The organism is Achromobacter sp. GD03932 (genome assembly GCF_029839485.1).
Lineage (GTDB): Bacteria > Pseudomonadota > Gammaproteobacteria > Burkholderiales > Burkholderiaceae_B > Achromobacter > Achromobacter bronchisepticus_A.
On record NZ_JAOCAT010000002.1, the window covers coordinates 16,838 to 41,447 of the forward strand.

General features: G+C 67.6%; 23 protein-coding genes. 9 read left to right on the forward strand and 14 right to left on the reverse strand.

Annotation, left to right across the window (positions count from 1 at the left end; genetic code table 11):
* Positions 1 to 19: 19 nt before the first annotated feature.
* From N5C88_RS01770 to rsmD, 4 genes are all read right to left on the reverse strand, one after another.
* Positions 20 to 1,243, reverse strand: a complete 1,224-nt coding sequence (locus N5C88_RS01770; RefSeq protein ID WP_280014538.1) for a benzoate/H(+) symporter BenE family transporter — start codon at positions 1,241 to 1,243, stop codon at positions 20 to 22.
* Positions 1,240 to 1,491, reverse strand: a complete 252-nt coding sequence (locus N5C88_RS01775; protein ID WP_042795127.1) for a YfhL family 4Fe-4S dicluster ferredoxin — start codon at positions 1,489 to 1,491, stop codon at positions 1,240 to 1,242. The genes N5C88_RS01770 and N5C88_RS01775 overlap by 4 nt, the downstream gene beginning before the upstream one ends.
* A 128-nt stretch (positions 1,492 to 1,619) precedes the next feature.
* Positions 1,620 to 2,123, reverse strand: coding sequence for a pantetheine-phosphate adenylyltransferase (coaD, locus tag N5C88_RS01780; RefSeq protein ID WP_280014539.1), 504 nt, complete (start codon positions 2,121 to 2,123; stop codon positions 1,620 to 1,622).
* 58 nt (positions 2,124 to 2,181) lie between these two features.
* Entirely contained in the window at positions 2,182 to 2,748 is a 567-nt protein-coding gene (gene rsmD / locus N5C88_RS01785) for a 16S rRNA (guanine(966)-N(2))-methyltransferase RsmD (RefSeq protein WP_059371359.1), read from the reverse strand.
* On the opposite strand from rsmD, the gene ftsY reads away from it, so the two are divergent.
* Positions 2,747 to 4,123: a signal recognition particle-docking protein FtsY gene (gene ftsY / locus N5C88_RS01790; protein WP_280014540.1), complete on the forward strand. Its 1,377-nt coding sequence runs from the start codon at positions 2,747 to 2,749 to the stop codon at positions 4,121 to 4,123. The two genes, rsmD and ftsY, sit on opposite strands and share 2 nt — an antisense overlap.
* A gap of 78 nt (positions 4,124 to 4,201) precedes the next feature.
* Here ftsY and N5C88_RS01795 read toward each other — a convergent pair whose 3' ends face one another.
* Entirely contained in the window at positions 4,202 to 5,860 is a 1,659-nt protein-coding gene (locus tag N5C88_RS01795) for a CYTH and CHAD domain-containing protein (protein WP_280014542.1), read from the reverse strand.
* A 342-nt stretch (positions 5,861 to 6,202) separates the two neighbouring features.
* Between N5C88_RS01795 and N5C88_RS01800 the strand changes: the two genes are divergently transcribed.
* Entirely contained in the window at positions 6,203 to 11,026 is a 4,824-nt protein-coding gene (locus tag N5C88_RS01800; protein ID WP_280014543.1) for an autotransporter domain-containing protein, read from the forward strand.
* A 73-nt stretch (positions 11,027 to 11,099) separates the two neighbouring features.
* On the opposite strand, the gene phnE (N5C88_RS01805) is transcribed toward N5C88_RS01800, so the two are convergent.
* The 6 genes from phnE (N5C88_RS01805) to N5C88_RS01830 all read right to left on the reverse strand — a co-directional run bounded on the left by phnE (N5C88_RS01805) (position 11,100) and on the right by N5C88_RS01830 (position 16,385).
* Positions 11,100 to 11,924, reverse strand: a complete 825-nt coding sequence (gene phnE, locus N5C88_RS01805) for a phosphonate ABC transporter, permease protein PhnE (protein ID WP_280014544.1) — start codon at positions 11,922 to 11,924, stop codon at positions 11,100 to 11,102.
* On the reverse strand, positions 11,921 to 12,805 hold the full coding sequence (gene phnE, locus N5C88_RS01810; protein WP_118931355.1) for a phosphonate ABC transporter, permease protein PhnE: 885 nt from the start codon (positions 12,803 to 12,805) through the stop codon (positions 11,921 to 11,923). The genes phnE (N5C88_RS01805) and phnE (N5C88_RS01810) overlap by 4 nt, the downstream gene beginning before the upstream one ends.
* Positions 12,802 to 13,572, reverse strand: a complete 771-nt coding sequence (gene phnC, locus N5C88_RS01815) for a phosphonate ABC transporter ATP-binding protein (protein ID WP_054451933.1) — start codon at positions 13,570 to 13,572, stop codon at positions 12,802 to 12,804. Before phnC ends, phnE (N5C88_RS01810) begins: the two co-directional genes overlap by 4 nt.
* Before the next feature lie 6 nt (positions 13,573 to 13,578).
* Entirely contained in the window at positions 13,579 to 14,577 is a 999-nt protein-coding gene (gene phnD, locus N5C88_RS01820; RefSeq protein WP_059371363.1) for a phosphate/phosphite/phosphonate ABC transporter substrate-binding protein, read from the reverse strand.
* 161 nt (positions 14,578 to 14,738) lie between these two features.
* Entirely contained in the window at positions 14,739 to 15,557 is an 819-nt protein-coding gene (locus N5C88_RS01825; protein WP_059371364.1) for an IclR family transcriptional regulator, read from the reverse strand.
* A gap of 12 nt (positions 15,558 to 15,569) precedes the next feature.
* On the reverse strand, positions 15,570 to 16,385 hold the full coding sequence (locus N5C88_RS01830) for an HAD-IIB family hydrolase (RefSeq protein ID WP_059371365.1): 816 nt from the start codon (positions 16,383 to 16,385) through the stop codon (positions 15,570 to 15,572).
* A gap of 151 nt (positions 16,386 to 16,536) precedes the next feature.
* Between N5C88_RS01830 and ribBA the strand changes: the two genes are divergently transcribed.
* From ribBA to N5C88_RS01860, 6 genes are all read left to right on the forward strand, one after another.
* On the forward strand, positions 16,537 to 17,712 hold the full coding sequence (ribBA, locus tag N5C88_RS01835; RefSeq protein WP_059371492.1) for a bifunctional 3,4-dihydroxy-2-butanone-4-phosphate synthase/GTP cyclohydrolase II: 1,176 nt from the start codon (positions 16,537 to 16,539) through the stop codon (positions 17,710 to 17,712).
* A gap of 10 nt (positions 17,713 to 17,722) precedes the next feature.
* Positions 17,723 to 18,253, forward strand: a complete 531-nt coding sequence (gene ribH, locus N5C88_RS01840) for a 6,7-dimethyl-8-ribityllumazine synthase (protein WP_006391339.1) — start codon at positions 17,723 to 17,725, stop codon at positions 18,251 to 18,253.
* Positions 18,222 to 18,716: a transcription antitermination factor NusB gene (gene nusB, locus N5C88_RS01845; protein WP_059371366.1), complete on the forward strand. Its 495-nt coding sequence runs from the start codon at positions 18,222 to 18,224 to the stop codon at positions 18,714 to 18,716. The genes ribH and nusB overlap by 32 nt, the downstream gene beginning before the upstream one ends.
* 219 nt (positions 18,717 to 18,935) lie before the next feature.
* Entirely contained in the window at positions 18,936 to 19,901 is a 966-nt protein-coding gene (thiL, locus tag N5C88_RS01850) for a thiamine-phosphate kinase (RefSeq protein WP_280014545.1), read from the forward strand.
* A 56-nt stretch (positions 19,902 to 19,957) separates the two neighbouring features.
* The gene (locus N5C88_RS01855; protein ID WP_059371493.1) at positions 19,958 to 20,464 is read left to right on the forward strand and encodes a phosphatidylglycerophosphatase A; all 507 of its coding nucleotides are present in this window, start codon (positions 19,958 to 19,960) and stop codon (positions 20,462 to 20,464) included.
* Positions 20,461 to 21,027 (forward strand): CinA family protein, encoded by a 567-nt coding sequence (locus tag N5C88_RS01860; RefSeq protein WP_059371368.1) that lies wholly within the window; start codon positions 20,461 to 20,463, stop codon positions 21,025 to 21,027. Before N5C88_RS01855 ends, N5C88_RS01860 begins: the two co-directional genes overlap by 4 nt.
* A gap of 45 nt (positions 21,028 to 21,072) precedes the next feature.
* Here the strand turns inward: N5C88_RS01860 and pyrF are convergent, their stop codons facing one another.
* The 3 genes from pyrF to N5C88_RS01875 are packed head-to-tail and all read right to left on the reverse strand — an operon-like array spanning position 21,073 to position 23,665.
* A complete protein-coding gene (gene pyrF, locus N5C88_RS01865) occupies positions 21,073 to 21,891 on the reverse strand; it encodes an orotidine-5'-phosphate decarboxylase (RefSeq protein WP_054451925.1) in 819 nt (272 codons plus the stop codon).
* Between the two features lie 6 nt (positions 21,892 to 21,897).
* On the reverse strand, positions 21,898 to 23,217 hold the full coding sequence (locus N5C88_RS01870) for an FAD-dependent oxidoreductase (protein WP_118931353.1): 1,320 nt from the start codon (positions 23,215 to 23,217) through the stop codon (positions 21,898 to 21,900).
* A gap of 49 nt (positions 23,218 to 23,266) precedes the next feature.
* Positions 23,267 to 23,665 (reverse strand): diacylglycerol kinase, encoded by a 399-nt coding sequence (locus N5C88_RS01875; RefSeq protein WP_054451923.1) that lies wholly within the window; start codon positions 23,663 to 23,665, stop codon positions 23,267 to 23,269.
* Positions 23,666 to 23,847: 182 nt separating this feature from the next.
* On the opposite strand from N5C88_RS01875, the gene N5C88_RS01880 reads away from it, so the two are divergent.
* Positions 23,848 to 24,585: a FadR/GntR family transcriptional regulator gene (locus tag N5C88_RS01880; RefSeq protein ID WP_059371370.1), complete on the forward strand. Its 738-nt coding sequence runs from the start codon at positions 23,848 to 23,850 to the stop codon at positions 24,583 to 24,585.
* Positions 24,586 to 24,610 lie beyond the last annotated feature (25 nt).

Sequence of the window (24,610 nt, forward strand, 5' to 3'; positions counted from 1 at the left end):
GGCCGGGCGCAAGGGCCGCTCAGGCCTTTGCGCCAGAGCGTCTGAATTCGAACGCCACGTGGGCCAGCAGGCCTGCCAGCAGGCCCCAGAAGGCCGATCCGATACCCCAGAAACTGAAGCCCGATGCCGTGGCCAGCAGCGTGATGAGCGCGGCTTCGCGGCGTTGCGGGTTGGCCATGGCTGCAGCCATGCCGCCCATGATGGTGCCCAGCAGCGCCAGCCCGGCCAGCGCGGCCAGCAAGGCGGCGGGCAAGGCCTGGAAGAACACGGCCACGGCGCCGGCCACGACGCTCAGCACGACATAGCCCAGGCCGTAGGTGGCGGCGGCGATGTAGCGCTTGGACGGGTCCGCATGCGCTTCGGGACCGGTGCAGATGGCCGCGCTGATGGCGCCCATCGTGACGCTGTGCGCGCCGAAGGGCGCAGCCAGCAGGCCCAGCAGGCCGGTGGCCGCCACCAGGCGCGAAGCGGGCGGCTGGTAGCCGGCCGCTTGCAGGATGGCCAGGCCGGGAAGGTTTTGCGAGGCCATCGCGACCACGAAAAGCGGAATGCCCAGGCTGACCGCGGCCTGCGCGCTGAAGGCGGGCGTGGTCCAGACAAATTCGGTGAGGCGCCAGTCCAGCAGGTCCAGCTGGATCAGGTTCAGGCCGAAGGCGATGGCGATGGCCACCAGCATGACCACCAGCACCGCATAGCGCGGCGCCCAGCGCCGGCACAGCAGATAGGCGGCGCACATCGCCAGCACCAGCGCCGGCTGCTGCTTGATGTTGCTGAAGACGCCCATGCCGAAATTGAGCAGCACGCCCGCCAGCATGGCCGCGGCGATTTCGCCGGGGATGCGGCGCAGGATGGGATCGATCCAGCCGAACAGGCCGCAGGCCAGCGTCAGCGCGGCGGCCAGGATGAAGGCGCCGATGGCTTCATTGAACGGAACCCCGGCCAGCGCGGTGACCAGCAGGGCCGCGCCGGGGGTGGACCAGGCCATGACGATGGGCAGGCCCGTGCGCAGGCTGTACAAGGCGCCGCCCAGGCCGAACGCCAGGCTGAGCGAGCCGATCCAGGAGCCGATGTGTGCGGAATCCAGGCCCGCGGTGTGGCCAGCCTGCACCATCAGCACGGCGGTGCCGCCGAAGCTGACCAGCACGGCGACCAGGCCGGCGGCGATGGCCGATGCGGACAGGTCGCGGCGGGCGTGGTGGGGGGAAGGAGGGAGGTTGATGCTGGACTGCGCGGCGTCGCTCATGCGGCACCGGTCAGCCGACGGTACTTGGCCATGAGCTGTTCCTGGCCTTCATTCCATTGCGGGTGCAGCTCGATGCACTCCACGGGGCACACGACCTTGCATTGAGGCTCGTCGTGATGGCCCACGCATTCGGTGCACCGGTCGGGGTCGATGACGTAATAGTCCTCGCCCATGGAGATTGCTTCGTTCGGGCACTGGGGCTCGCAAACGTCGCAATTGATGCATTCTTCGGTGATGGTCAGGGCCATGGCGGGCTGCGGTATGGGGCGGGTAGGGCTGAGCGCATTGTACCGCCGCCGTCCGCCCCGGGCTGCGCAGCGCAAGAAGGGCGCTTTGCGCGCCCTTCGAGGGTGGAGCAATACCTGCCCGGCGGGGCTCAGCCCGGCCAGGACTGTTCGCGGCGTTCCTTGGCTTTTTCCTGGAGCCAGCGCTCGACCGACGGAAACACGAACTTGCTCACGTCGCCGCCCAGCTGTGCGATTTCGCGCACGATGGTGCCGGAGATGAACTGGTACTGGTCCGAGGGCGTCATGAACAGCGTTTCGACGTCGGGCAGCAGGTGGCGGTTCATGCCGGCCATCTGGAATTCGTACTCGAAGTCGGACACGGCGCGCAGGCCGCGCACGATCACGCGTCCGTCCTGGTCGCGCACGAAGTCCTTGAGCAGGCCGCCGAAGCTTTGCACTTCCACGTTGGGATAGTGGCCCAGCACTTCGCGCGCGATTTCCACGCGCTCGTCGATGCTGAAGAAGGGCTTCTTGTTGCGGCTAATCGCGATCCCCACCACGACTTTGTCGAAAAGCGTGGCGGCACGGCGGACCAGGTCCTCGTGGCCTCTGGTCAGCGGGTCGAAAGTGCCGGGATATACAGCGGTGATCATAGGAGCTCCGTACCGTTATAAGTGGTGTACACCATCCTCCGAAGCTCGGATTATTGACCTATTTGCGCAATGCAGCAAATTCCAGCAGGTGGTAGTGGACCGCGCCTGCCTTGTCCTGCCGCAAGATCGTGAATCCTTCGGGGGCTTCGATGGGATTTTCCGCCTCTACGTAGACTAGCCCATGCTCGGTCAGAATGCCCGGCAGAATCGGCCACAGGCGCGGCAGCCAGCCTTGGCCGAAGGGCGGATCCAGCAGGATCAGGTCAAATCGGGACGCATCCATGCGTTCAGCGACCTGCATGGCGTCGCCTACATGGATGCGTATCATGTCGGCTTTGAGCTTGTCGCGCAGTGTCCGCAGCGCGGACGCAGCGGTCTTATCCCGCTCGACCATCTGCACATGCGCCACGCCGCGCGAGGCCGCCTCGAAGCCCAGGGCGCCGCTGCCGGCGAACAGATCCAGCACCTGCTTGTCGGCGAACTCGCCGCCCCACAGGTGATTGAGCCAGTTGAACAGCGTCTCGCGCACCCGGTCGGGCGTGGGGCGCAGCGTCTCCACGTCGGGCACGGCAATGGGGGTGCGTCTGTATTGGCCCCCGACGATACGAATATACTTGTTACCCATGTTTAGCCGCTTCTTCAAGAAAAAATCCCCTCCGCCCGCCGCGCCGGTCCAACCCGCGCCGCCGCCGGAGGCCGCAGACGCCGTAGCCGCGCCTGCCGAGCCCGCCGCCGTCCCGGTCACTCCCGCGCCGCCGGCGCCCGTGGCCGCCGAACCGCGCCGCGAACCCAGCATCGAACAGGCCGCCGTCGCACCGGCTGCAACGCCGGTTGTTGCGCCAGTTGCTGCGCCGCACGAGGCTCCAGCAGTAACGCCCGCGCCGGTTGCACCCGCAGCGTTTACGCCGCCACCCGCTCAGGCAGCGTCACCGGCACCTGTTCCGGCGCCAGCGCCAGCGCCAGCGCCTGCGCCGGTAGCGGCTCCCGCGCCTGTCGCGGTTTCTGCGCCAGTGGCGGCAACGCCTGCCCCGGCCGCCGCGCCTGCGCCGGTTGCGGCTCCGGCCATGCCCGCCGCTGAAGCCCCCAAGAAGGCTTCCTGGCTGTCCCGCCTGAAGCAAGGCCTGTCGCGTACGGGCCAGAGCATCGGCGGCATCTTCATCGGCGTGAAGGTCGACGAGAACCTGTTCGAGGAACTCGAATCGGCGCTCATTATGGCCGATGCGGGCCTGGAGGCTACCGAAAAGCTCCTGACCGCGCTGCGCGCGCGAGTCAAGAAAGAACGCATCGAAGACCCTGCCAAGGTCAAGGCGGCGCTGCGCCAGTTGCTGGCCGACCACCTGCGTCCGCTGGAGCGCGCCTTCGATCTGAAGCGCACGCAACCCCTGGTCGTCATGATCGCCGGCGTCAACGGCGCCGGCAAGACCACTTCCATCGGCAAGCTGGCCCACACCTTCCAGCGCCAGGGGGCCAGTGTGCTGCTGGCCGCGGGCGACACCTTCCGCGCCGCCGCGCGCGAGCAGCTCATCGAATGGGGTAGCCGCAACAACGTGACGGTGATCTCGCAGGACGGCGGCGATCCGGCAGCTGTCGCTTTCGATGCCGTCAATGCCGGTCGCGCGCGCGGCATGGGCGTGGTGATGGTGGATACCGCAGGTCGCCTGCCCACGCAGCTGCACCTGATGGAAGAGCTGAAGAAGATCCGCCGCGTCATCGGCAAGGCGGATGCCGCCGCGCCGCACGAGGTGCTGCTGGTGGTGGACGGCAATACCGGCCAGAACGCCTTGGCGCAGATCCGCGCCTTCGATGCCGCCATCAATCTGACCGGCCTGGTCGTGACCAAGCTGGACGGCACCGCCAAGGGCGGCACGTTGGCCGCCGTGGCCGCGGGTAGCCAGGGCGTGCGCCCGATCCCGGTGTACTGGATCGGCGTGGGCGAAAGCCTGGAAGACCTGCAGCCCTTCGTGGCCGACGAATTTGCCGGGGCTTTGCTGGCGGATTGAGGCCCGGGGACCCGGCGCGCATGCGCCGGAAACAACAAAGGGACGGCGCATGCCGTCCCTTTTGCATTCAAGCCCGCATCACTTCCAGAACGGCTTGCTGGCGGCCAGGTCGTCGAACGCTTTCTGCGCGTCGTCCGCCAGTTCTTCTAGGCGCGCGCTGATCCAGCCCAGGGCGAACCAGGCTTGCGGGTGGGTGGCGGTACACGACTCGTAGTAGTCCTTGGCCACCGCCAGGTCGTTGATTTCGCCCAGCACGTCCTGCACGCGCGACAGAAGCTTGCGATAGCCGCGCAGCTTGCCGGCGGGCAGCAGCGATTCGGCGAACGCCAGGCTATAGCGCAGGCGCTTGCCGCGCTTGCGCAGTTCGTGGCGCGAGGGGATGTCCAGCGTCGCGAACTGTGTACCCTGGTCGGCCACCTTGCTATGCCAGCGGTGCAGGCGCCGCGCGAGCTGCTTGTGCAGGCGTTGCGGATCGGGCTCGGGCGCCAGCATCGGAATGATGGTGGGTCTGACGCTGGGGCCGGCCACGCCGCCCTCCAGCTTGATGGCGGGTTCGGGCGCGGCGTCGCTGGGCGTGCCGTTGGCGATGGCCTGGCTGTCCACGGCGGGCAGGGCTGGCGGCACGTCCAGGCTCCATTCCAGCAGGTCCAGCATCCAGGCCTGGAAGGCCTTGCCGCCGGCGATGCTGCGCGCGTCCTGTTCCGGGGGCGCGGCTTCCATGGGGATCACAGGCATGCCCGCGCGCGTCAGCGCGGGCGCCACGGTTTCGTTCAGCACGTCCTGGTCGCGGTTGGCGCCGAAGGCGGCGAAGTGCGTGCGCACGCCTTGCAGCAGAGCGTCGGGAATCGGCGCGATCCAGCCGTCGAACAGCTTCCAGGCTGAACGCAGGCGGCGCACCCCCACGCGCAACTGATGCACGTGTTCGGAGTTGCCGGCGCGGTAGACGCCCTCGGTGTCGACCTCGGCCAGCACGGCGGCGTTGCGCGCGATCTGGTCCAGGCATTCCGCGGCGATGCGCGCCATGGCCTGGGGCGCGGTCATGTCTTCGCGCAGCTTGACCGAAGCGGCGCCGCGCGGCGCCCAGAATTGCGCAATGGCTTGCGCGCGGCGGGCTTCGAGATCATCGTCGGGAATCGCGTCGGCATCGGCCAGGCGCTGCGCCAGCTGGGCCAGCGCGTCGCCGCGTTCGGATTTGCTGCGCGGATCCAGCACCAGGCTGTGGCGCCGCTGCCAGCCGCGAGCCGCCGCGAAGATGGCGGCGGGACGGCCCGACACCAATTCGAATTCCAGCTCGGAGATGGGCAGCTCCAACGCGCCGGCGCGCAGGATGCCGGTGTCGTAGGCCAGCTCCACCGTGCCGTAGCGCGTGCGGACCTTGCGCAGCAGCCGCTGCACGTCGGTTTCATAGCGCAGGCCCAGTTCGCCCTTGACGGCGGCCAGCGCGGCCTCGACCTCGGTGCCGGCATACACCGACAGGTCCAGCACCGGACCCGGCCGTGGGTGGTTGAGTTCGATGCGCGTGATGGCGTTGATGCCAGGCATCTTCAGCGTCTGCACCCAGTCGCGGCCTTCCTGGCGTAGCCGGATGGCGATGCGCGCACGCGCAAGCTCGCGTTCCGGCGTATCGAAATACATGGCGTGCAGGCGGATGCGGGTCGCCTCAAGCTGCTTGATCTCTCGCTGCACCGCCTGGCGCGAAGCCGCGGGCACGTGCAGTTTCAATTCCTGTTCCGACATGGCGGCGGGCGTCCAACGGCAAAAGCTGAGATCTTAATCAAACGGGGAGGGCGATTTGATGACCGGTCATATTTATTTCACATGGAGCATAGACGCGTTTGCGGCGCATCAACAACTGGGGCGAAGGGCGCGCGGATCCTGGGCCGGAGCAGCGGACTGGCGCATTGGCGGCCGCGTGTGCTTGAGCGGATGTGCACTCTGAAATTACCCAGTTTCAGTGATATGCATGGTTACGGATCGCTTTTCTAATTGTAATCGGCGGGTTACGCGGCCCGCGCCATCCGATTCCACACGCGTCCGCATGGCGTCAGCCCGAGCGGGCCACGATTACAGAAGAGCGCCATGAACCGTACGTATCGCATTGTCTTCAACCGTAGCGCGGGCTTGTGGCAAGTTGTAAGCGAGCACGTCCGTGGGCAAGGCAAGGGCGGCCGCCATGCAAGCAGATCCGCGCGCAGACGCCTGCCCTTCATGGCGATGCTGCTGGCGGCCCTGGGCGCGGCCGGCCAAGCGCAGGCGGGGCCGATGGTCACCTTTACCGGCGATACTACTTTCGCACCCTACTCAGGTCCAAATTTGGTGGCCTTCGCCCCGCTATATGTGGGCATATCCGGTGTAGGAACATTGACCGCCGCCGACGGCGGCCAGGTGACGATATCGCCGGGCTACACGGTGATTCTGGCCGACTCGGCCTCGGCTCAAGGCACGATCAACATCGGCGCGGCTCCTGGCGCTGCACCCGTGGGCGCGGGTTTCCTGGCGACGTCGCTACTCGAGTTCGGCGCGGGCACGGGTACGCTGAACTTCAACACCAACAGTTTTCACGACTTCGGCGCGGCGCTGGTCAGCAGGGATGCAGGCACGCATCAGCTCAATCACTACGCTGGCTCCACGCGGCTGTCAGGTAATAGTTCAGGCTTCGTCGGCAAGACCACCGTCACGGGTGGGAGCCTGCAGATTCTTAACATTCTGGGCACCACCGAAGGACGTATCGATGCCGGGCAAGCTCCCGGCGCCACGGCCCGGGTCAGCGTGTTCAGCCCCGGTTCGACCTGGGCGCTGACGGACAACCTTTTTGTCGGCGGCGCCGGACTCGGAGAGCTGAGCATCTCCAGTACCGGTACGGTCTCGAACCAGTTTGCAACGGTGGCTGCTCAGCAGAACGGAGCGGCGAAAGTGACGGTTTCCGATGTCGGGTCGCTCTGGAGCAATCGCGCAACGCTGCTGGTTGGCACCGAAGGCGGGATGGGCAGCGTTTCGATTCTGGCGGGTGGGTATGTGACCAGCGTCGATGGCGTCGTCGGGCGCGAGGAGGACGGCAGCGGCGTCTTCCTGGTGTCGGGACGCGGCTCGGCCTGGACCAATAGCGGCGAGCTCAGGGTGGGCGATGTGTACGGTCGGGGCATTCTGAGTATCGAGGCGGGGGGCTTCGTCTCGAACAAAGACAGCTATGTGGGCAGCGTGAATGGCAACGGCAGCGTCGTTGTCCGTGGCGCCGGCTCCATCTGGGACAACAGCGGCGCGATGATCCTGGGGTTCGGTACGGGATTGGGGGCAGGCACCCTGACGATCGCGCAAGGCGGCGCTGTCAACGTCGGCGCGAACGGTGGGGGGACCGTTTCGCTGGCGCAGGACCGGTTTTTTATCTTTCCCACCACCGGCACGATCAATATCGGCGCGGCGGCTGGGCAGCCGGCCGTAGGCGCCGGCACGCTCAACGCCAGCGCGATCCAGTTCGGCGCCGGTATTGCCACCGTGAACTTCAACCATACCGAGCCCGCGTACACGTTTTCGACGCGGCTGTTGAGCACAGGCGCCGGCACACATAGTCTGAACCAGATCGCCGGTACCACGTTGCTGACGGGCGCGAATGGCTCATTCCGGGGCAGGACCACGGTGTCGGGCGGCAAGCTGGTGGTGCTGGGCCAGTTGGGAGGTTCGGCCGCCGTCACGGGCGGGGTCTTGCAGTATGGAGACGGCGCCACGGGCGCGGCCAACACCCTGAGCGGCAGCCTGAATGTCTCAGGCGCCGGCAGCACGCTGGCGGTGCATCGGGGCGCCACGCTGGCGGTCACGGGCGACGTGGAAATGGCCGATGGCACCGTGCTGGACTTGATGGCCGGCACGGGCAGCCCGTTGTTGCAGGCAAACAAGGTCACGCTGGGCGATGGCGTGGTGTTCAGGCTGAGCGGCATCGCCGACAAGAGCGGGCTCAGTACCGTGTTGATCGAGGCGCCCACGGGCGGTATCGACGGTGATTTCGGCGCCGTCAGCGTGGGCGGCTTTACCGGAGAGGTCGACTATCTCACCGTCAACACGCGCAAGTCCGCGGACAACAAGCAGTACCTCGCCACCTACGGTCTGAGCTGGACCGCCAACAACAACCTGGCCCATGGCACTTTCACGCTGGCCGATGCGTCGAACCGGTTCACGCTGGGGGTGCCGCTTTCCGACCAGGCCGCCAATGCCGCCGCCGGTTGGGACGGCAAGAGCTTGACCAAGGCCGGCGCTGGCACGCTGGTGCTGCAAGGCGCCAACACTTACAGCGGCGGCACGGCCATCGTAGGCGGCACGTTGCAGGTCGATCGCGATGCCAACCTGGGCGCTGCCGCCGGGGGGCTGCGTTTCGGCGAGGGTACGCTGGCGACCACCGCCAGCTTCGACACCGCGCGCGCCGTCACGCTGGCGCAGAGCGGACGTTTCGACGTGGCGGCGGACACCACGCTGGGCTTGACCGGCGCGGTGTCGGGCGCGGGGGCCCTGGTCAAGAGCGGCGCGGGCACGATGGTCTTGAGCGGCAGCAATAGCCACGGCGGGGGGACGACGATTGCCAGCGGCACGCTGCAGATCGACCGCGATGCCAACCTGGGGGCAACGGCCGGCGGCCTGGCCTTCGGCGACGGCACGCTCGCGGCCACGGCCACTTTCGACATCGCGCGCACGGTCGCCTTGGCGCAGTCGGGGCGATTCGACGTGACCACGGGCGCCACGCTGGGCCTGACCGGCGCGGTCTCGGGCGCAGGCGCGCTGGCCAAGAGCGGCGGCGGTACGCTGGTTCTCAGCGGCAACAACAGCTATAGCGGCGGCACTACGATCGCCGCAGGCACCTTGCAGGTCGCAAGCGATGCGAACCTGGGAGCAGCGTCTGGCGGTGTGGCCTTCAGCGGCGGCACGCTGGCGGCATCGGCGTCCTTCGATACCGCGCGCGCCATGACGCTGACCCAGGCCGGACGCTTCGAGGTGGCTGGCGGCGCGACGCTGGGGCTGGTCGGCGCAGTCTCGGGCAATGCCGACCTGATCAAGACCGGCGCCGGCACGCTGCGGCTGGACAACGCGGGCAACGCCTATGGCAACACCCAGATCCAGGAGGGCGCGCTGATCGGCAATGCCGGGTCGATCCGGGGCAATGTCGATAACAACGGCACCCTGGTGTTCGACCAAGGCGCGAATGCAACGTTCGGCGGCGCCATCTCCGGCGGCGGCGCGCTGGTCAAGAACGGCGCCGGCACGCTGGGGCTGACCGGCGACAGCTCGGGCTTTACCGGCAGCACCACGGTGCTGGGCGGCCGGCTGGCCTTGAACGGCAAGCTGGGCGGCGCGCTCACCATCGGCCAGGGCGGCGTGCTCGGAGGCCGGGGGACCATAGGCTCGGGCGCCGGCTCGGTGGTGACGGTGGCGGCCGGCGGCACGCTGGCGCCGGGCAATTCCATCGGCACGCTGACTGTCGATGGCAATCTTGTCATCGAGAATGGCGCGCGCTACGCCGTGGAAACCAATCCGCAGGGCGCCGATGCCGATCTCATCCATGTCACCGGCAATGCCACGATCAATGGCGGCTCCGTCGCGCATATCGGCATCGGCGGCGGCTACGGGCTGCGTTCCGTCTACACGATATTGGCGGCTGATGGCACCTTGTCCGGCCGCTTCGACACGGTGACCTCCGACTATGCCTTCCTGACGCCGAAACTTGGCTATGACTACGGCGCCGGCCGCGTCTCGCTGGAATTGACGCGCAACGGCACCGCAATGGCTTCGGCCGCCAACACGCGCAACCAGAACGCCGCAGCGGGCGCCATCGACAGCATCGGCATGGCGGCGGGCAATGGGCTATACGATGCGATCGCCGTGCTGCCGGACGACAAGGGCCTGTTGCGCTCGAGCTTCGACCAGCTATCCGGCGAAATCCATGCATCGGCCAAGACCGTGCTGCTGGAGGACAGCCGCTACGTGCGCGACGCCGCCAACGAGCGCCTGCGTTCGGCCGCAGGCGCGGTCGGCGCTTCGGCGGCGCCGGTGCTGGCGTCCGCCGGGGGCGGCGCCCGCCTGGCTCCGGCAACGGCGATGGGGCCAGCCAGCTGGATACAGGGGCTGGGTTCCTGGCGCCAGACCGATGGCGACGGCAATGCCGTCCAGGTCAAGAGTTCGACCGGTGGCTTTCTGCTGGGCGCGGATGCGCCAGTGTCCGACGCTTGGCGGCTGGGCCTGATGGCGGGCTACACCCGCACGGATTTCGACGTGCGCGACCGCGCGTCTTCGGGCGACAGCGACAACTACCATCTCGGCGCCTACGGTGGCGGCCAGTGGGGCGCACTGGGCCTGCGCGGCGGGCTGGCCTATAGCTGGCACGACATCGCCACTCGGCGCTCGGTTTCCATGCCGGGTTACTCAGACCGCCTCAAGGCCAATTACGATGGCCGCACGGTCCAGGCTTTTGCCGACCTCAGCTATCGCATCGACACTAGCGTCGCCGCGTTCGAGCCGTTCGCCAACCTGGCTTACGTCAATCTCAAGACCGACGGCTACAACGAGAGCGGCGGCGCAGCGGCGCTGCGCGCAAGCAGCCAGACCACCGAGACCACCTACACGACGCTCGGCTCGCGGGTCATGTCCGGGTTCGAGCTGGGCGGCGCGCAAGCCACGGCCCGGGGATCGCTGGGCTGGCGCTACGCCTTCGGTGACTTGAAGCCCACAGCGACCCAGGCATTCTCCGCTGGCGATGCCTTTACCGTGGCCGGCGTGCCCATCGCCAAGAACAGCGCCGTGCTGGAGGCGGGGCTGGATGTGCAGGTGTCGCGCAAGGTGTCGTTCGATCTGTCATACCAAGGGCAGCTCGCAAGCGGGGCGCAGGACCACGGCGTCAGGGCCGGGGTGAGCGTGCGGTTCTGATCCGTCGGCGCAAAAAAAAAACCGCCCGTTGTCCGGGCGGAGCAAAGGAACGCTGTAGGGATCCGCGGACGCGTCAGAGAATGCGTTTGCGGACCTGGGTGATGATGATTTCGGCCACCACGACCACGGCGAAGATGGCGGCCAGCACCAGGGCCACGCGGTCCCACTGGAACAGGTTCAGCGCGGTGTCCAGCGCCATGCCGATGCCGCCGGCGCCCACCAGCCCGAGCACGGCCGATTCGCGCACATTGATGTCCCAGCGCAGCAGCACGATGGACCAGAAGGCGGGGCGGATCTGCGGCCAGTAGGCATACCAGATCACCGATGCCTTGCTGGCGCCGGTGGCGGTGACGGCCTCGATCGGGCCGCGCTGCGCTTCCTCGATGGCTTCGCCGACCAGCTTGCCGACGAAGCCGATGGAACGGAACGCAATGGCCAGCGTGCCGGCCAGCGCGCCCGGCCCGAAGATGGCGATGAACAGCAGCGCCCACACCAGCGAGTTGACCGAACGGCTGGACACCAGGATCAACCTGGCCAGCATGTTGACGGTTTTGCTGGGCGTGAGATTGTTGGCTGCGAGCAAGCCCACCGGCACCGCCATCACCACGGACAGGATGGTGCCCAGCGTGGCGATGTGCAGCGTTTCGATCAGCGCGCCGTGCACGCCTTCCGGGTAGTAGGCCCAGTCTATCGGCCACATGCGCCGGAACAGGTCGGCCATCTGCTCGGGCGCGTCGTACAGGAACTCCGGGATGATCTCGACGCCGCGGATCGCCTGCACGATGGCCGCGACCACCAGCAGGTAGAGCGCAAAGCGCAACAGGCGCTGGCCCATGCTGTAGCGCTGCCAGACACGCGGCGAACCCGCCGGATTGAAGGTGGCGGCGTGGGCGTTCATTCGTCCACCTCCGCGCGGCGCTTGACCGGCGTTGCGCTGCCCCCGAGGCCGCGCGCACCCGCGAAGCGGCCTTGCAGGATGCGGTCGAAACCCAGGTTGTCCAGGAACACGGCGCGCACGAAGCCCGCCAGGATTTCGCCCAGCATGATGATGGCGATCAGGGTCAGCAGGATGGCGCTGACGAAGTCATAGTCAAAGCGCTGGAACGCCGAGAACAGCGTGCCGCCCACGCCGCCCGCGCCGACGATCCCCACCATGGTGGAGTTGCGCAGGTTGGAGTCGAACTGGTAGGTGGCAAAGCCGATGAAGCGGGCGAACACCTGCGGCAGCACGCCGAAGATGATCACGTTGGCGAACGAGGCGCCGGTGGCGCGCACGGCTTCCACCTGCTTCAACGAAATCTCTTCGATGGCTTCGGTGAACAGCTTGCCGATGAAGCCGACCGAGGCCACCGTCAGCGCCAGAATGCCGGCCAGCGCGCCGAAGCCCACCGCCTTGACGAACAGGATGGCGACGATGACCGGGTGCAGCGCGCGGCACAGGGCCACGATGGCGCGGGCGGGCCAGGATACCCAGGTGGGCATCATGTTGCGCGCGCCCAGCAAGCCGATGGGCAGGGCGATGATGATGCCCAGGACCGAGGCCAGTACCGCGATCTCCAGGCTTTCCGCGATGCCCTTCCACAAGGTGGCGGGCTTTTCGAAGTTGGGCGGAAACATGCGCGCAAGAAAGGTGGACGCGTGGCCCATGCCGGTTTCAAAGCGCGCCCAGCTGAAGTCCAGCTGCGCGCCCGCGTACAGCGTGTAGGCCAGCAGCAACAGCACGCCGGCCTTGGCGCGCCCGGACATGGCGAAGGGGCGGGCGCCCTTGGGTTGGATCATTCCAGCCAAGACTCGCCTCCGTAGATGGTCTTGAGCATGGCGGCGTCCAGCCCCTGGCCGTCGCCGTCATAGACCACGTGGCCGCCGGACATGCCGACGATGCGGGTGGCATAGCGGCGGGCGAGTTCGACGTCGTGGATGTTGACGATGACGGGAATTCCGGTGGCGCTGCCCTGCTCGGACAGCAGCTCCATGATCTCGACGGAGGTCTTGGGATCCAGCGAGGAGGTGGGCTCGTCGGCCAGCAGCAGCTGCGGGCGCTGCATCAGCGCGCGGGCAATGCCCACGCGCTGGCGCTGGCCGCCCGACAACGCATCGGCGCGCTGGTCGGCGAAACCCGCCAGGCCCACGGTGTCCAGCAGCTTGTAGGCATGCTGGATGTCCTCGGGCTCGAAGCGGCGCATCCATGCCTTGACGGCGGAGGTGTAGCCCAGCCGTCCGGTCAGTAGGTTTTCCATGACCGTCAGGCGTTCGACCAGGTTGTATTCCTGGAACACCATGCCGATGCGGCGGCGCGCGCGGCGCAGCGACGCGCCGCGCACGCGGGCCAGGTCCACGGACCCGTCCTTCGACTGCAGCACGATCTCGCCCTTGGTGGGTTCGATCAGCCGGTTGATGCAACGCAGTAGCGTGCTTTTACCGGTGCCCGAGGGGCCGATGATGGCGGTCAGCCCCTGTCCCGCGATCTGCAGGTCGATGCCGTTGAGTACCGGCCGGCCGGCCCGGTATTCCTTCACCAGGCCGGAAATGCGTAGCGACGTCGTCATACGGAATTACTTCTTGCTCTTGGCGGATTCGCGGTCGTAGGCAGCGCGGTTGAAACTTTCGCCGCCCGATTCGGCGACCTGGCGCACGATGGCCCAGTCCTTCTCGTAGGTCACCGGATAGAAGCGGTCGGCGCCGTCGAAGGCCTTGGACATTTCCGCCGGGAAGCGGTAGTCGTAGAAGCACTTGAGCATCTGGTCGCGGAACTTGGGCTCCAGGTCATGCGCGTAGGCGAACGACGAGGTCGGGAACTTCTCGCTCTTGTAGATCACGCGGAAGTCGGCTTCCTTGACCTGGCCGCGCTCGACCATGCGCTTGAACACGTCCGAGGCCACGGCCGCGGCGTCGTAGTCGCCGGAGTTCACGCCCATGACAGACTGGTCGTGCTTGCCGGAGAAGATGACCTTGTAGTCCTTGTCGGGGGTCAGGCCTTCCTTGGGGAACAGCGCCACCGGCGCCATGTGGCCAGAGTTCGAGGACGGCGCGGTGTGCGCGAGCTTCTTGCCCTTGAGGTCGGTCAGCTTCTGGTAGGGGCTGTCCTTCTTGACGATGACGATCAGGTTGTAGCCCTGGAAGCCGTCGGCATAGCCCTTGACCGCGAACGGCACTGCGCCCGCGATGTTCACGGCGAAGGCGGTGGGGCCGGTCGAGAAGCCGCCCACGTGCAGGCGGCCCGAGCGCATGGCCTCGATTTCCGCGGCGTTGCTTTGCACCTGATAGAACACCACGCGCTTGCCCGTGCATTCGGACAGGTGCTTGGTGAAGGGCTTGAAGATGTCTTCGTAGACCGCCGGGTCTTCCACCGGGGTGTAGGTGAACACCAGGGTGGACGGGGTCTTCAGCTTGGCCGGATCGGTGGGCGTGTCGGCCACCAGGTCCTTGTTGGCGTCGCAGTACATCTGGTCCAGGTCGCCGCGGTTGGGGCAGGCGTCGGCGGCTTGCGCGGCGGACGCGCCCAGGGCGAAGGCGGCCAGCGTAGCCGCTTGAAGCAGGCGCAGAGCTTGCATCTTGTGTCTCCTCTTTCTTTGTTTGTGTGACATGTCACTTAATTCAACCTGAATTCAAACATGGAAGAGGAGGGGACGCACTCGGGAAAGTCCCTGTGTTTCTTTTCGGCTTTTGTTCGCTTTGTTCGATTTATGTTCGTTTTTGCGCGAATTTCATCCGGTCAACTCCGGTGCCCGAGCTTGCGCGAGATTTCCTGCGCGCAGGCCAGCAGCGGCCGGGCGATGGCGCCGTCCCATGCCACGTCGAACAGCCCGGTGGGACCCAGGCTGGTCAGGGCCAGGACGATGTTGCCGGTGTTGTCGAAAACCGGGACCGACAGCGCGTCCACGCCCGGCAGCGGGTTGCCCAGCGCGCGCGCCATGCCGTGCACGCGGATGTCCGCCAGCTGTGCCTCGATATTGGCGCGGGAGGCCTTGCGCGGGGGCGGCGTGCTGGCGATGACGGCGGTGTCGCCTTCCTCGCGCGCGATGTAGTGTTCGCTGACCTTGGGCGGCAGCCAGGCCGCGAACACCAGGCCGGTGGCCGTGTGCAGCATGGACATCACCGTGCCTTTGCGCATGTTCACGTGGACCGGGTAGCTGGCCTCGGTCATGTGGATCATGGTGGGGCCGTGCGAGCCGAGCACGGCAATGCCCAGGGTGTGGCCGATCTCCGATTGCAGCTTGGCGATCTCGGGCATGGCGACGCGCACCGGGTCCAGGCGTTGCAGGCTGACCAGCCCCATCTGCAGGGCGAAGGGGCCGAGCTCGTACTGGCCGGTGATGGCGTCCTGCTGCACCAGGCCGACCCGGATGAAGCTGACCAGGTAGGGGTGCGCCTTGGCCGAGGTCATGCCGGCGCCCGCGGCCAGGTCGCGCAGGGTCAGGGGCTTGCCGGCGTCGACCAGGGCGGCCAGCAGCGGCACGCCCACCTCGATCGACTGGATGCTGCGGCGGCCGTCGTTGGCGGCCGGGGAGGAAGCGGAAGGGGATGTCGCCACGGTGTGCGGACCTCAGGCCGGCTGTGCTTGGGTGGACCGCGCGGCGAGCAGCCGGTCGGCCATTTCGACGAAGCCCGCGCCGCCATGGTGGGCGGCGACGAAGGCGGGGCGGTGGGTCAGGCGGTGCAGCTGGGCCTGGATGTTGGCCACGCCGACCGAAATCGGAAAGTAGGCGAACATGGGCTCGTCGTTGGGCGAGTCGCCGATGAACAGGGTGCTGTCCAGGGCGCCGGCCACGTCCGCGCCGAACTCGCGCTGGAACATGGTGCGCGTCATGGTGAGCTTGTCGTAGTCGCCGAACCAGCCGTTGACGTGGATGGAGCTGACCTTGGCCTGGGCGCCGGCTTCCTCGAAGATCTGGACGATCCGGCTGATGGCGGAATCGGGCAGGGCAGGCACGTCCTCGCAGAAATCGATGGCCAGGTCGGCCACGCGGTAGTCCTGGTCGCTGGCCACGGCGGCGCCGGGCACTTCGGCCAGGACGCGGTCGCGGATGGCGTCCAGCTTCCTGCGGCTGGCCTGGCGCGAGGCGGCGTCGGTCCAGTAGTGGGTGGTCATGCGGCGGGCCTGGCGGTCGTAGGCGTAATAGAAGGCGCCGTTTTCGCCGACCACGGCGCGCACCGGCCACATGCGGGCGATGTGATCGCACCAGCCGGCCGGGCGGCCGGTGATGGGCACGACCTGGATGCCGGCCTGTTCCAGGCGTTCCAGCGCCGCATAGGCGTCCGCCGGCAGGCGGCCTTCGGTGGTCAGCGTGTCGTCGATGTCGGTCAGCACGACGCGGACGGCCGCCGCGACGGTCAAAGGCATGGCCGCAAGGGCTTGCATGTGGGGTTTCCTTGGCTCGGTTTTTAAGGGGTGGTCTCCGGGCGAAAGTTTACCGGACACCCCCGGCTGGCGGGGCTGGCAGGGCCGGATAGGGGTTCCGCCTCCAGGAGCGGTAAAATCCGGGCTTTCCCGCCTGGTTTACGTGCCCGCCATGTCCGTCCAGTTGTCCCCTTTGCCCGGCTCCGAGCCGGAATCCTTCGGCATCGCTACGGTTGCCGAGATCATCGCCGAGCTGCGCGCCGGCCGCATCGTCATCCTGGTTGACGAGGAAGACCGTGAAAACGAGGGCGACCTGGTCATGGCCGCCGAATTCGTCACGCCCGAAGCGATCAACTTCATGGTGACGCACGGCCGCGGCCTGGTCTGCCTGACCTTGACCGAAGAGCGCTGCCGCCAGCTCGATCTGCCCCTGATGGCGGCCCGCAACGGGACGCGCTACGGCACCAACTTCACCCAGTCGATCGAGGCCGCCGAAGGCGTCGAGACCGGCATTTCGGCCGCCGACCGCGCCCGCACCATCCAGGTGGCGGTGGCGCGCGATGCCAAGCCAGCTGACCTGGTCCAGCCCGGCCACATCTTCCCGGTGCGCGCCGTGCCCGGCGGCGTGCTGGTGCGCGCCGGCCACACCGAGGCGGGCTGCGACCTGACCGCCATGGCCGGCCTGACGCCCGCCGCCGTGATCTGCGAAATCCTCAAGCCCGACGGCACCATGGCGCGCCTGCCGGACCTGGTGCAGTTCGCCCGCGAACACGGCCTGAAGATCGGCACCATCGCCGACCTGATCCAGTACCGCAGCGAACACGAATCCATCGTCAAGCGGGTGGGCAAGCGCACGATGCAGACCGCCTGGGGCGAATTCGAGGCCGTGGCCTATGAAGACGCCGCCACCGGCTCCGCCCATTTGGCGCTGGTGCATGGTAACGTGACTCCCGACGCCGAGACGCTGGTGCGCGTGCACGAGCCGGCCTCCGTGCTGGACGTGTTGGACACCGGCGCCAGCCCGCACAGTTGGGGCGTGGCGCAGGCCTTGCAGGCCATCGCGGCCGCACCCGCCGGGGTGTTGGTGCTGATGAACTGCCAGTCGTCCACGGAACACCTGTTTGGTCAGATCGCTGGCTGGAACGATCCTAAGGCCCAGGCCAACCCCGCCAACGCCGACCGCTACGGCCTGCGTACCTACGGGATTGGCGCCCAGATTCTGCGTGACCTGCACGTGGGCCAGATGAAGCTGCTGGCCCGCCCGCGCAAGATGCCCAGCATGGCGGGCTTCTCGCTCACCATTACGGGTTACGATTGCGACCCTCCGAATACTCCCGCAACACACTGAAGGCCGACCTATGAACCCTTACATCCTTACCCCCGACCTGAACGGCGAAGGGCTGCACATCGGCATCGTACGCGCCCGCTTCAACGAGGAAATCGGCCAGGCCGAACTCGAAGCGTGCCTGAAGGAACTGGCCGAACTGGGCGTGGACGAGCGCGACGTCATGGTCGCCACCGTTCCGGGCGCCCTGGAACTGGGCGTGGCCCTGTCCCACATGGCCGAAACGTTTGAATTCGACGCCCTGATCGCGCTGGGCGCGGTCATCCGCGGCGAGACCTATCACTTTGAAGTGGTCAGCAATGAAATGGCCACGGCAATCACCCGTATTTCCCTGGAAACCGGTATCCCCGTCGCCAACGGCGTGCTGACCGTCGATACCGACGAGCAGGCGCAGGCGCGCGCGGCCGGCAAGGGCCGCGATTGCGCCCAGGTGGCCGTTGAAATGGCCAACCTGGTGGCGGCCCTGGAGCCCGAGGAAGAAGACGAAGACGACGAAGACGAGGACGAAGATTTTGACGACGAAGAAGACGACGACCAGCGCTGATAGCGCGGCGCAGGCCCGCGCCAACGCGCGCAGCGCGCGCCGCCGTGCACGCGAATTCGCCCTGCAGGGCGTGTACGCGTGGCTGCTGCGCGGCGGCGAGGGTACGCAGGACGCCGGCGAGATCGACGCCCATCTGCGCGACACCGAGGATTTTTCCGAGGCCGACGCGCAGTGGTTCAAGACCTTGCTGCATGGCGTGCTGCGCGAAGCGCCCGCGCTGCGCCAGCGTTTCACGCCCTACGTCGACCGTCCGTTGGCCGAACTGTCGCCTGTCGAGCATGGCATCCTGCTGATCGGCAGCTTCGAACTGATCCATCATGTCGAAGTGCCGTACAAGGTCGCCATCAATGAAGCTGTCGAACTGGCCAAATCGTTCGGCGGCACCGACGGTTTCAAGTTCGTCAACGGCGTGCTCGACAAGCTGGCGGCCGACGTGCGCGCCCACGAAGTCAATAAGAGGTAATTCCCCCCCCGAAGCGCTGCGCGCTTCCCCCCCAGGGGGGCGCCGCTGCGGACCGGCGGAGCCGGATCCGCGCGGCCCGGATTTGGGGAGCACCTGTTTCTTGCGAGGGGTGTCGCGGGTGGCTCCTCTGGTTGTGCGGGGCGCGCCGCATGATTTGTGGGGGCGGCAAGCCCCCGTGGGTTTCAATGCCGGCCTGCCGTGCCGGACTGCGGAGTTGCCTTGGCGTCCGAATTTGATTTGATCGCGCGCTATTTCACCCGCGCGGCTCCTGCCGGCCTGCTGGGCGTGGGCGATGATTGCGCCCTGTTCCCGGTCCCTCCCGGCGAACAGGTGGCCACCAGCACGGACCTGCTGCTGGAAGGCCGCCATTTCTTTCCCGATGTGGATCCGAAGTCGCTGGGGCACAAGGCCCTGGCGGTAAACCTGTCCGACCTGGCCGCCATGGGCGCGCGCCCCATCGGTTGCGTGCTGGGCCTGGCCTTGCCGCGGCTGGACGAGCCCTGGCTGGCGGCGTTTGCCGAAGGCTTCCACGCACTGGCCGCCGCCCATGGCTGCCCGCTGATCGGCGGCGACACGACGCGCAGCGCGCATGACCTTGCCATCAGCGTCACCGTGTTCGGCGGCGTGCCTGCCGGGCGGGCATTGCGCCGGGATGGCGCCCAGGCTGGCGACGACATCTGGGTATCCGGAGAGCTGGGGGCGGCCGACGTGGCCTACCGCCTGCTGGACGGGCAGTACCCTGCCGATGCGGCGCTGCTCGCGGCGACGCGCGGCGCGCTGGAATGGCCTGAGCCTCAGGTAGCGCTGGGTCTGGCCTTGCGTGGCATCGCCCATGCCGCCATCGACATTTCCGACGGACTGCTGCAGGACCTGGGCCATATCCTGGCTGCCAGCCGCGTGGGCGCCACGCTGCATTACGCCGCGATGCCCGTGTCACCCGCCCTGACTGGCCTGCAAGAAGCGCCGCTGCGCCGCGCGGTGCTGGGGGGCGGCGACGTCTACCAGCTATGCTTTACCGCGCCCGCCTCCCGGCGCGAGGCCGTGCTTGCGGCGGCGGCTGCGGCCGGCGCGCGCGTGACGCGCGTGGGGCAGATCCAGGCGCAGCCGGGCTTGTCCGTGCTGGACGGCCAGGGCCAGCCCCTGAAGGACCTGCCGGCCGGTTTCGATCATTTTCCCGCGGCCTGATCCGCCGCGTCCCAACCCGCATACCCATGCCGTCCACCGACAACCGTCCTACCTCCATGCGCGACCGCGCCCGGACTGCCTACCCGCCCTTGTCCTGGGTCTGCCGCGATCCGGGCCGGCTCATCGCGTTCGGCTTCGGCAGCGGCCTGATCCGGCCGGCCTCGGGTACCTGGGGCACGCTGCTGGCTTGGGCAATCTGGGTCGCCGCGGCACCCGCCGCGTCGGACTGGGCGATCGGCGCATTCCTGGCGCTGGCATTTTTGTACGGCTGCTGGGCCTGCCATCGCGTCGGCCGTGAACTCCAGCAGTCGGATCATGTCGGAATGGTCTGGGACGAGATGGTGGCGTTCTGGCTGGTGCTCTGGCTGACGCCCGCGGGCTGGTTGCCGCAGGCGCTGGCGTTCGTGCTGTTCCGCACGTTCGACATCGTCAAGCCGCCTCCCATCAAGTTCTTCGACGCTCACATCAAGGGCGGTTTCGGCGTGATGTGGGACGATATCGTGGCGGCCGGATATGCCCTGCTGATCATGGCGCTGGTCGTGCGCACAGGAGTCTTGGGATGAACGGACAACAAGAAAGCACCCGGCCCAATCTGTCGGCCGAACAGTTGGCGCAAGCCACCTCGCTGGCGCTGGCCGAACGGCTGGGCGAAACGCTGCGGCGCAAGGGCTGGATGCTGGGCACGGCGGAATCCTGCACCGGCGGCCTGTTGGCCGGGGCGATGACGGCGGTGGCCGGTTCCAGCGACTGGTTCGAGCGCGGCTTCGTGACCTACAGCAACGAAGCCAAGGTTGCTGAACTGGACGTGTCGCCCGATGCCTTGCATCACTTTGGCGCCGTCAGCGAACCGGTGGCGCTGGAGATGGCCAACGGCGTGCTGCTGGCGTCCCCCGCCGCGCATGTGGCGGTGTCCACGACCGGCATCGCCGGGCCGGGCGGCGCGACGCCGGGCAAGCCGGTGGGCATGGTGTGCTTTGGCTTTGCGCAGCGTTCGGGCGAAGGCATCAGCAGCCGCGCCGTCACACACGTGTTCCCGGGCGACCGCGCGCAAGTGCGCCAGGCGGCGGTGGACTACGCGCTGCGCGGGCTGCTGGAATTGTTGGGAGCGCCGGTCAACCGGCGCTGAAGGACTGGGCTTGCGCGGTCGGGGGCGCGAGGCCCCCGTGCCGGATCAGCGCACCGCGTTGATCGCGTCGCGCAGGCCCTTGGCCGCCGTGCCGGCGGCCTCGCGCCAGTCGTCGCCGCCGCTGGCGTAGATGATGGCGCGGGACGAGTTGATCATCATGCCGCTGCGGGCCGCGTTGGCGCCCGCGTTCACGGTGGCGGTGATGTCGCCGCCCTGGGCGCCGATGCCCGGCACCAGCAGGGGCACCGCGTCGCCGATGCGTGCGCGCACCGCGGCCAGCTCATTCGGGAAGGTCGCGCCCACCACCAGGCCGCACTGGCCGTTGGCATTCCATTTGTCGGCGACCAGGCCCGCGACGTGCAGGTACAGCGGCTCGCCATTGTCCATCTTCAGGAATTGCAGGTCCGAACCGCCGGGGTTGGAGGTGCGGCACAGCACGATCACGCCGCGGTCGCGCCACGCCAGATAGGGCTCGACCGAGTCCAGGCCCATGTAGGGGCTGACCGTCAGCGCGTGCGCCTGGTAGCGCTCGTAGGCTTCGCGGGCGTAGTTTTCGGCGGTGGAGCCGATGTCGCCGCGCTTGGCGTCCAGCACGATGGGCAGGTCGGGATGCTTTTCGCGGATGTGCTGGCACAGCGCTTCCAGCTGGTCTTCGGCGCGGTGCGCGGCGAAGTAGGCGATCTGCGGCTTGAAGCTGCAGGCATAGGGCGCGGTGGCGTCCACGATGTCGCGGCAGAACTGGAAGATGGCGTCCGGCTTGTCCTGCAGTTCGCGGGGGAAGCGCTGCGGATCGGGATCCAGCCCGACTTGCAGGAGCGAGTTGCTGGTGGTCCAGGCGTGTTCGAGTTTTTGCAGGAAATTCATGGGAGTTCAGTGCAGTTTGACCCGCGGGCGCGTGCGCCGCATGAGCAGGCGGGCCAGGGCAAGGGAGGCGGTACGCGAGATGCCGAGCACCGCTTTGTGGTGCATCAGGTGCAGGCTCATGTACATCAGGCGTGCCAGTGTACCGCTTACGAACAGTCCTCGTCCGGCGAGCTTGCCCATCAGGCTGCCGACGCCGGCGTCCTGGCCCAGCGACACCAGCGAACCGTGGTCCTCGTAGACGTAGGGCGCGGTGGGCTCGGGCGTATGGCGCAGGCGCGCGGTGAGCTTCTTGGCCAGGTAGTCGGCCTGCTGATGCGCGGCCTGGGCGCGGGCCGGCACGCTGCGGCCGTCGCGCCACGGCGCGGCGCAGCAGTCGCCCAGCGCCAGGATGTGCGGATCGGCGGTTTCCAGCCGTTCATTGACTTCCAGTTGGCCCACCTTGTTCAGCGGCAGGTCCAGGTCGGCCAACAGGGCCGGGCCCTGGATGCCCGCCGCCCACATGCATAGCTGGGCCGGGAATTCGCGGCCGTCGGCCGTCTTGACGCTGTCGGCGGTGACTTCCGAGACCCGGCAGGACGCTTCCACCCGGATGCCCAGTTCCGTCAGGCGGTTGGTGGCCGCGACCGAGATTTTCTCGGGCAGGGCCGACAGGATGCGCGGGGCGCCTTCCACCAGGGTGATGGCCAGATCGCGTTCGGCGCGGAAATTCGGCAGGCCGTAGGCGCTGACCACGTGGCTGGCCTCGACCAGCTCCACCGCCAGCTCGACGCCCGTGGCGCCGCCGCCCACGATCACCAGATCCAGCCGGGCCGAAGGATTGCGCACCTTGGCCTGGTCCACCAGGGCCATGGCCTTGAGCATGGTCAGGCGGAACTGCTCCGCGTTCTCGGTGGAGTCCAGCGTGACCGCGTGTTCCGCCGCGCCAGGGGTATTGAAGAAATTGGACGTGCTGCCCAGGGCCAGCACCAGCGTGTCGTAGGCCAGTTCGCGGCGCGGCAGGACTTCCTGGCCTTGCGCGTCGTTCACGGCGTCCACCGTGATCCGGCGCTGCTCGCGGTCTATGTGTTCGAGGCGGCCCTGCGCGAACGAAAACCCGTTCATGTGGGCCAGCATCAGATAGGACAGGCCTTCCTGGTGGATGTCCAGCGTGCCGGCGGCCGCTTCGTGCAGCGAAGGCTTCCAGATATGGAAGGGGCGGCTGTCGACCAGCGTGATGTGCTGCCGGCCATGCACGCGGCCCAGCTTGGCTGCCAATTCCAGGCCGCCGGCGCCGCCGCCGACGATGACAATGCGCTCAGAGGAGTCGGGCGTCGATCTAGGCATCATGGCTTCCAGTATAAATAGCGGCGCATCTCCCAGGAGATGACTAGCCGTGTCAATGCATGACGAATCGGCTGATGGCCACGCCGACCCAGACCGTGCCGGCGAAGATCAGCAGCAGCATCACGGCGGCGCTGCCCAGGTCCTTGGCCCGCCCCAGGAGCGGGTGCGATTCGACGGAAAGCGCGTCGGCCAGCGCCTCGATGGCGGAGTTCAGCAGCTCCGCCGCCAGCACCATGATCACCGTGCCCACCAGGAAAAACACTTCAACCGTGGTGCGGCCGAGGAAGAACGCGGCCGGGATCATCAGGACGGCCAGCGCCAGCTCCTGGCGGAAAGCCGCCTCGTACTTGATGGCCGCCTGCAGGCCCTGCAGGGAGTAGCGCAGCGCATTCAGGATGCGGCGCAGGCCGCCGGTGCTCTTGTAGGGCGAATGATGCGGATTCTGTGACATGGGTACGGAAAATGGGCTGGGTGTGGCGGCTTTTTAACAGATATGCATTGCCCGCGAAGCCATCGCGCGCATCTTTGGGCAAACCCTAATTGTGACGCATCCGGGACCGGCGCAAGATTTGGTCAATTGGTAAGGCCACTTTACCTTTTGGCCTGACTTGTCCACCGGTACACCCGCAGTCCATGCCCATCCAGACCATCGAACCCCGCCGCCTGTATCGCCAGATCGCCGACCAGCTTCGCCTGCTGATCGAGTCGGGTGAGTTTCCGGCCGGCGCGCGCTTGCCGCCCGAGCGCGATCTCGCGCTCAAGCTCGGCGTATCGCGCCCTTCGGTGCGCGAGGCGCTGATCGCGCTGGAGGTCGAAGGCTGGGTGGAAGTCCGCATGGGTTCGGGCGTCTATGTGCAAAGCCTGGCGGGCGGGCCGCGCGCCAGCCTGACCGCCGAAAGCCCGCTGGAAACCATACGCGCCCGCCAGGTGATCGAAGGCGAACTGGCCGCACAGGCCGCGTTGCGTAATACGCCCGCGCTGGTGGATGGGTTGGCCGAAGCCGTTGGCACCATGGAAGACGAGGCGCTGGCCGGCAATGTGCCGATCCGCGGAGACCGGCTGTTTCATCTGCGTGTCGCCGAAATGGCGAACAACGCCGTGCTGGTGCGCGTGGTGAGCGAACTGTTCGACGAGCGCCACAATCCGCTGTCCGTGAAACTGGGCGACTACTTCGAGAATCCTTCCAGCTGGGAGGCCGCCATCGCCGAACATCGCAAGGTGATCGACGCCATCCGCGCCGGCGACGACCGCGGCGCGCGCGCCGCCATGCACCACCATCTGGCCTGCTCGCATGACCGCCTTACCGCAAGCTGGCCCGGCGCGGACGCGTCCGGCCTGCCGTTGGACAGCCGGGAGCAGGCGGAACCATGAGCGCCTTTCGGCCGTCCGCAATGCC

Coding starts and splice junctions, on each gene's coding strand:
- N5C88_RS01770 (WP_280014538.1), bottom strand. CDS start 1,243: ATGAGCGACGCCGCGCAGTCCAGCATCAACCTCCCTCCTTCCCCCCAC.
- N5C88_RS01775 (WP_042795127.1), bottom strand. CDS start 1,491: ATGGCCCTGACCATCACCGAAGAATGCATCAATTGCGACGTTTGCGAG.
- coaD (WP_280014539.1), bottom strand. CDS start 2,123: ATGATCACCGCTGTATATCCCGGCACTTTCGACCCGCTGACCAGAGGC.
- ftsY (WP_280014540.1), top strand. CDS start 2,747: ATGTTTAGCCGCTTCTTCAAGAAAAAATCCCCTCCGCCCGCCGCGCCG.
- rsmD (WP_059371359.1), bottom strand. CDS start 2,748: ATGGGTAACAAGTATATTCGTATCGTCGGGGGCCAATACAGACGCACC.
- N5C88_RS01795 (WP_280014542.1), bottom strand. CDS start 5,860: ATGTCGGAACAGGAATTGAAACTGCACGTGCCCGCGGCTTCGCGCCAG.
- N5C88_RS01800 (WP_280014543.1), top strand. CDS start 6,203: ATGAACCGTACGTATCGCATTGTCTTCAACCGTAGCGCGGGCTTGTGG.
- phnE (WP_280014544.1), bottom strand. CDS start 11,924: ATGAACGCCCACGCCGCCACCTTCAATCCGGCGGGTTCGCCGCGTGTC.
- phnE (WP_118931355.1), bottom strand. CDS start 12,805: ATGATCCAACCCAAGGGCGCCCGCCCCTTCGCCATGTCCGGGCGCGCC.
- phnC (WP_054451933.1), bottom strand. CDS start 13,572: ATGACGACGTCGCTACGCATTTCCGGCCTGGTGAAGGAATACCGGGCC.
- phnD (WP_059371363.1), bottom strand. CDS start 14,577: ATGCAAGCTCTGCGCCTGCTTCAAGCGGCTACGCTGGCCGCCTTCGCC.
- N5C88_RS01830 (WP_059371365.1), bottom strand. CDS start 16,385: ATGCAAGCCCTTGCGGCCATGCCTTTGACCGTCGCGGCGGCCGTCCGC.
- ribBA (WP_059371492.1), top strand. CDS start 16,537: ATGTCCGTCCAGTTGTCCCCTTTGCCCGGCTCCGAGCCGGAATCCTTC.
- ribH (WP_006391339.1), top strand. CDS start 17,723: ATGAACCCTTACATCCTTACCCCCGACCTGAACGGCGAAGGGCTGCAC.
- N5C88_RS01855 (WP_059371493.1), top strand. CDS start 19,958: ATGCGCGACCGCGCCCGGACTGCCTACCCGCCCTTGTCCTGGGTCTGC.
- N5C88_RS01860 (WP_059371368.1), top strand. CDS start 20,461: ATGAACGGACAACAAGAAAGCACCCGGCCCAATCTGTCGGCCGAACAG.
- pyrF (WP_054451925.1), bottom strand. CDS start 21,891: ATGAATTTCCTGCAAAAACTCGAACACGCCTGGACCACCAGCAACTCG.
- N5C88_RS01870 (WP_118931353.1), bottom strand. CDS start 23,217: ATGATGCCTAGATCGACGCCCGACTCCTCTGAGCGCATTGTCATCGTC.
- N5C88_RS01875 (WP_054451923.1), bottom strand. CDS start 23,665: ATGTCACAGAATCCGCATCATTCGCCCTACAAGAGCACCGGCGGCCTG.
- N5C88_RS01880 (WP_059371370.1), top strand. CDS start 23,848: ATGCCCATCCAGACCATCGAACCCCGCCGCCTGTATCGCCAGATCGCC.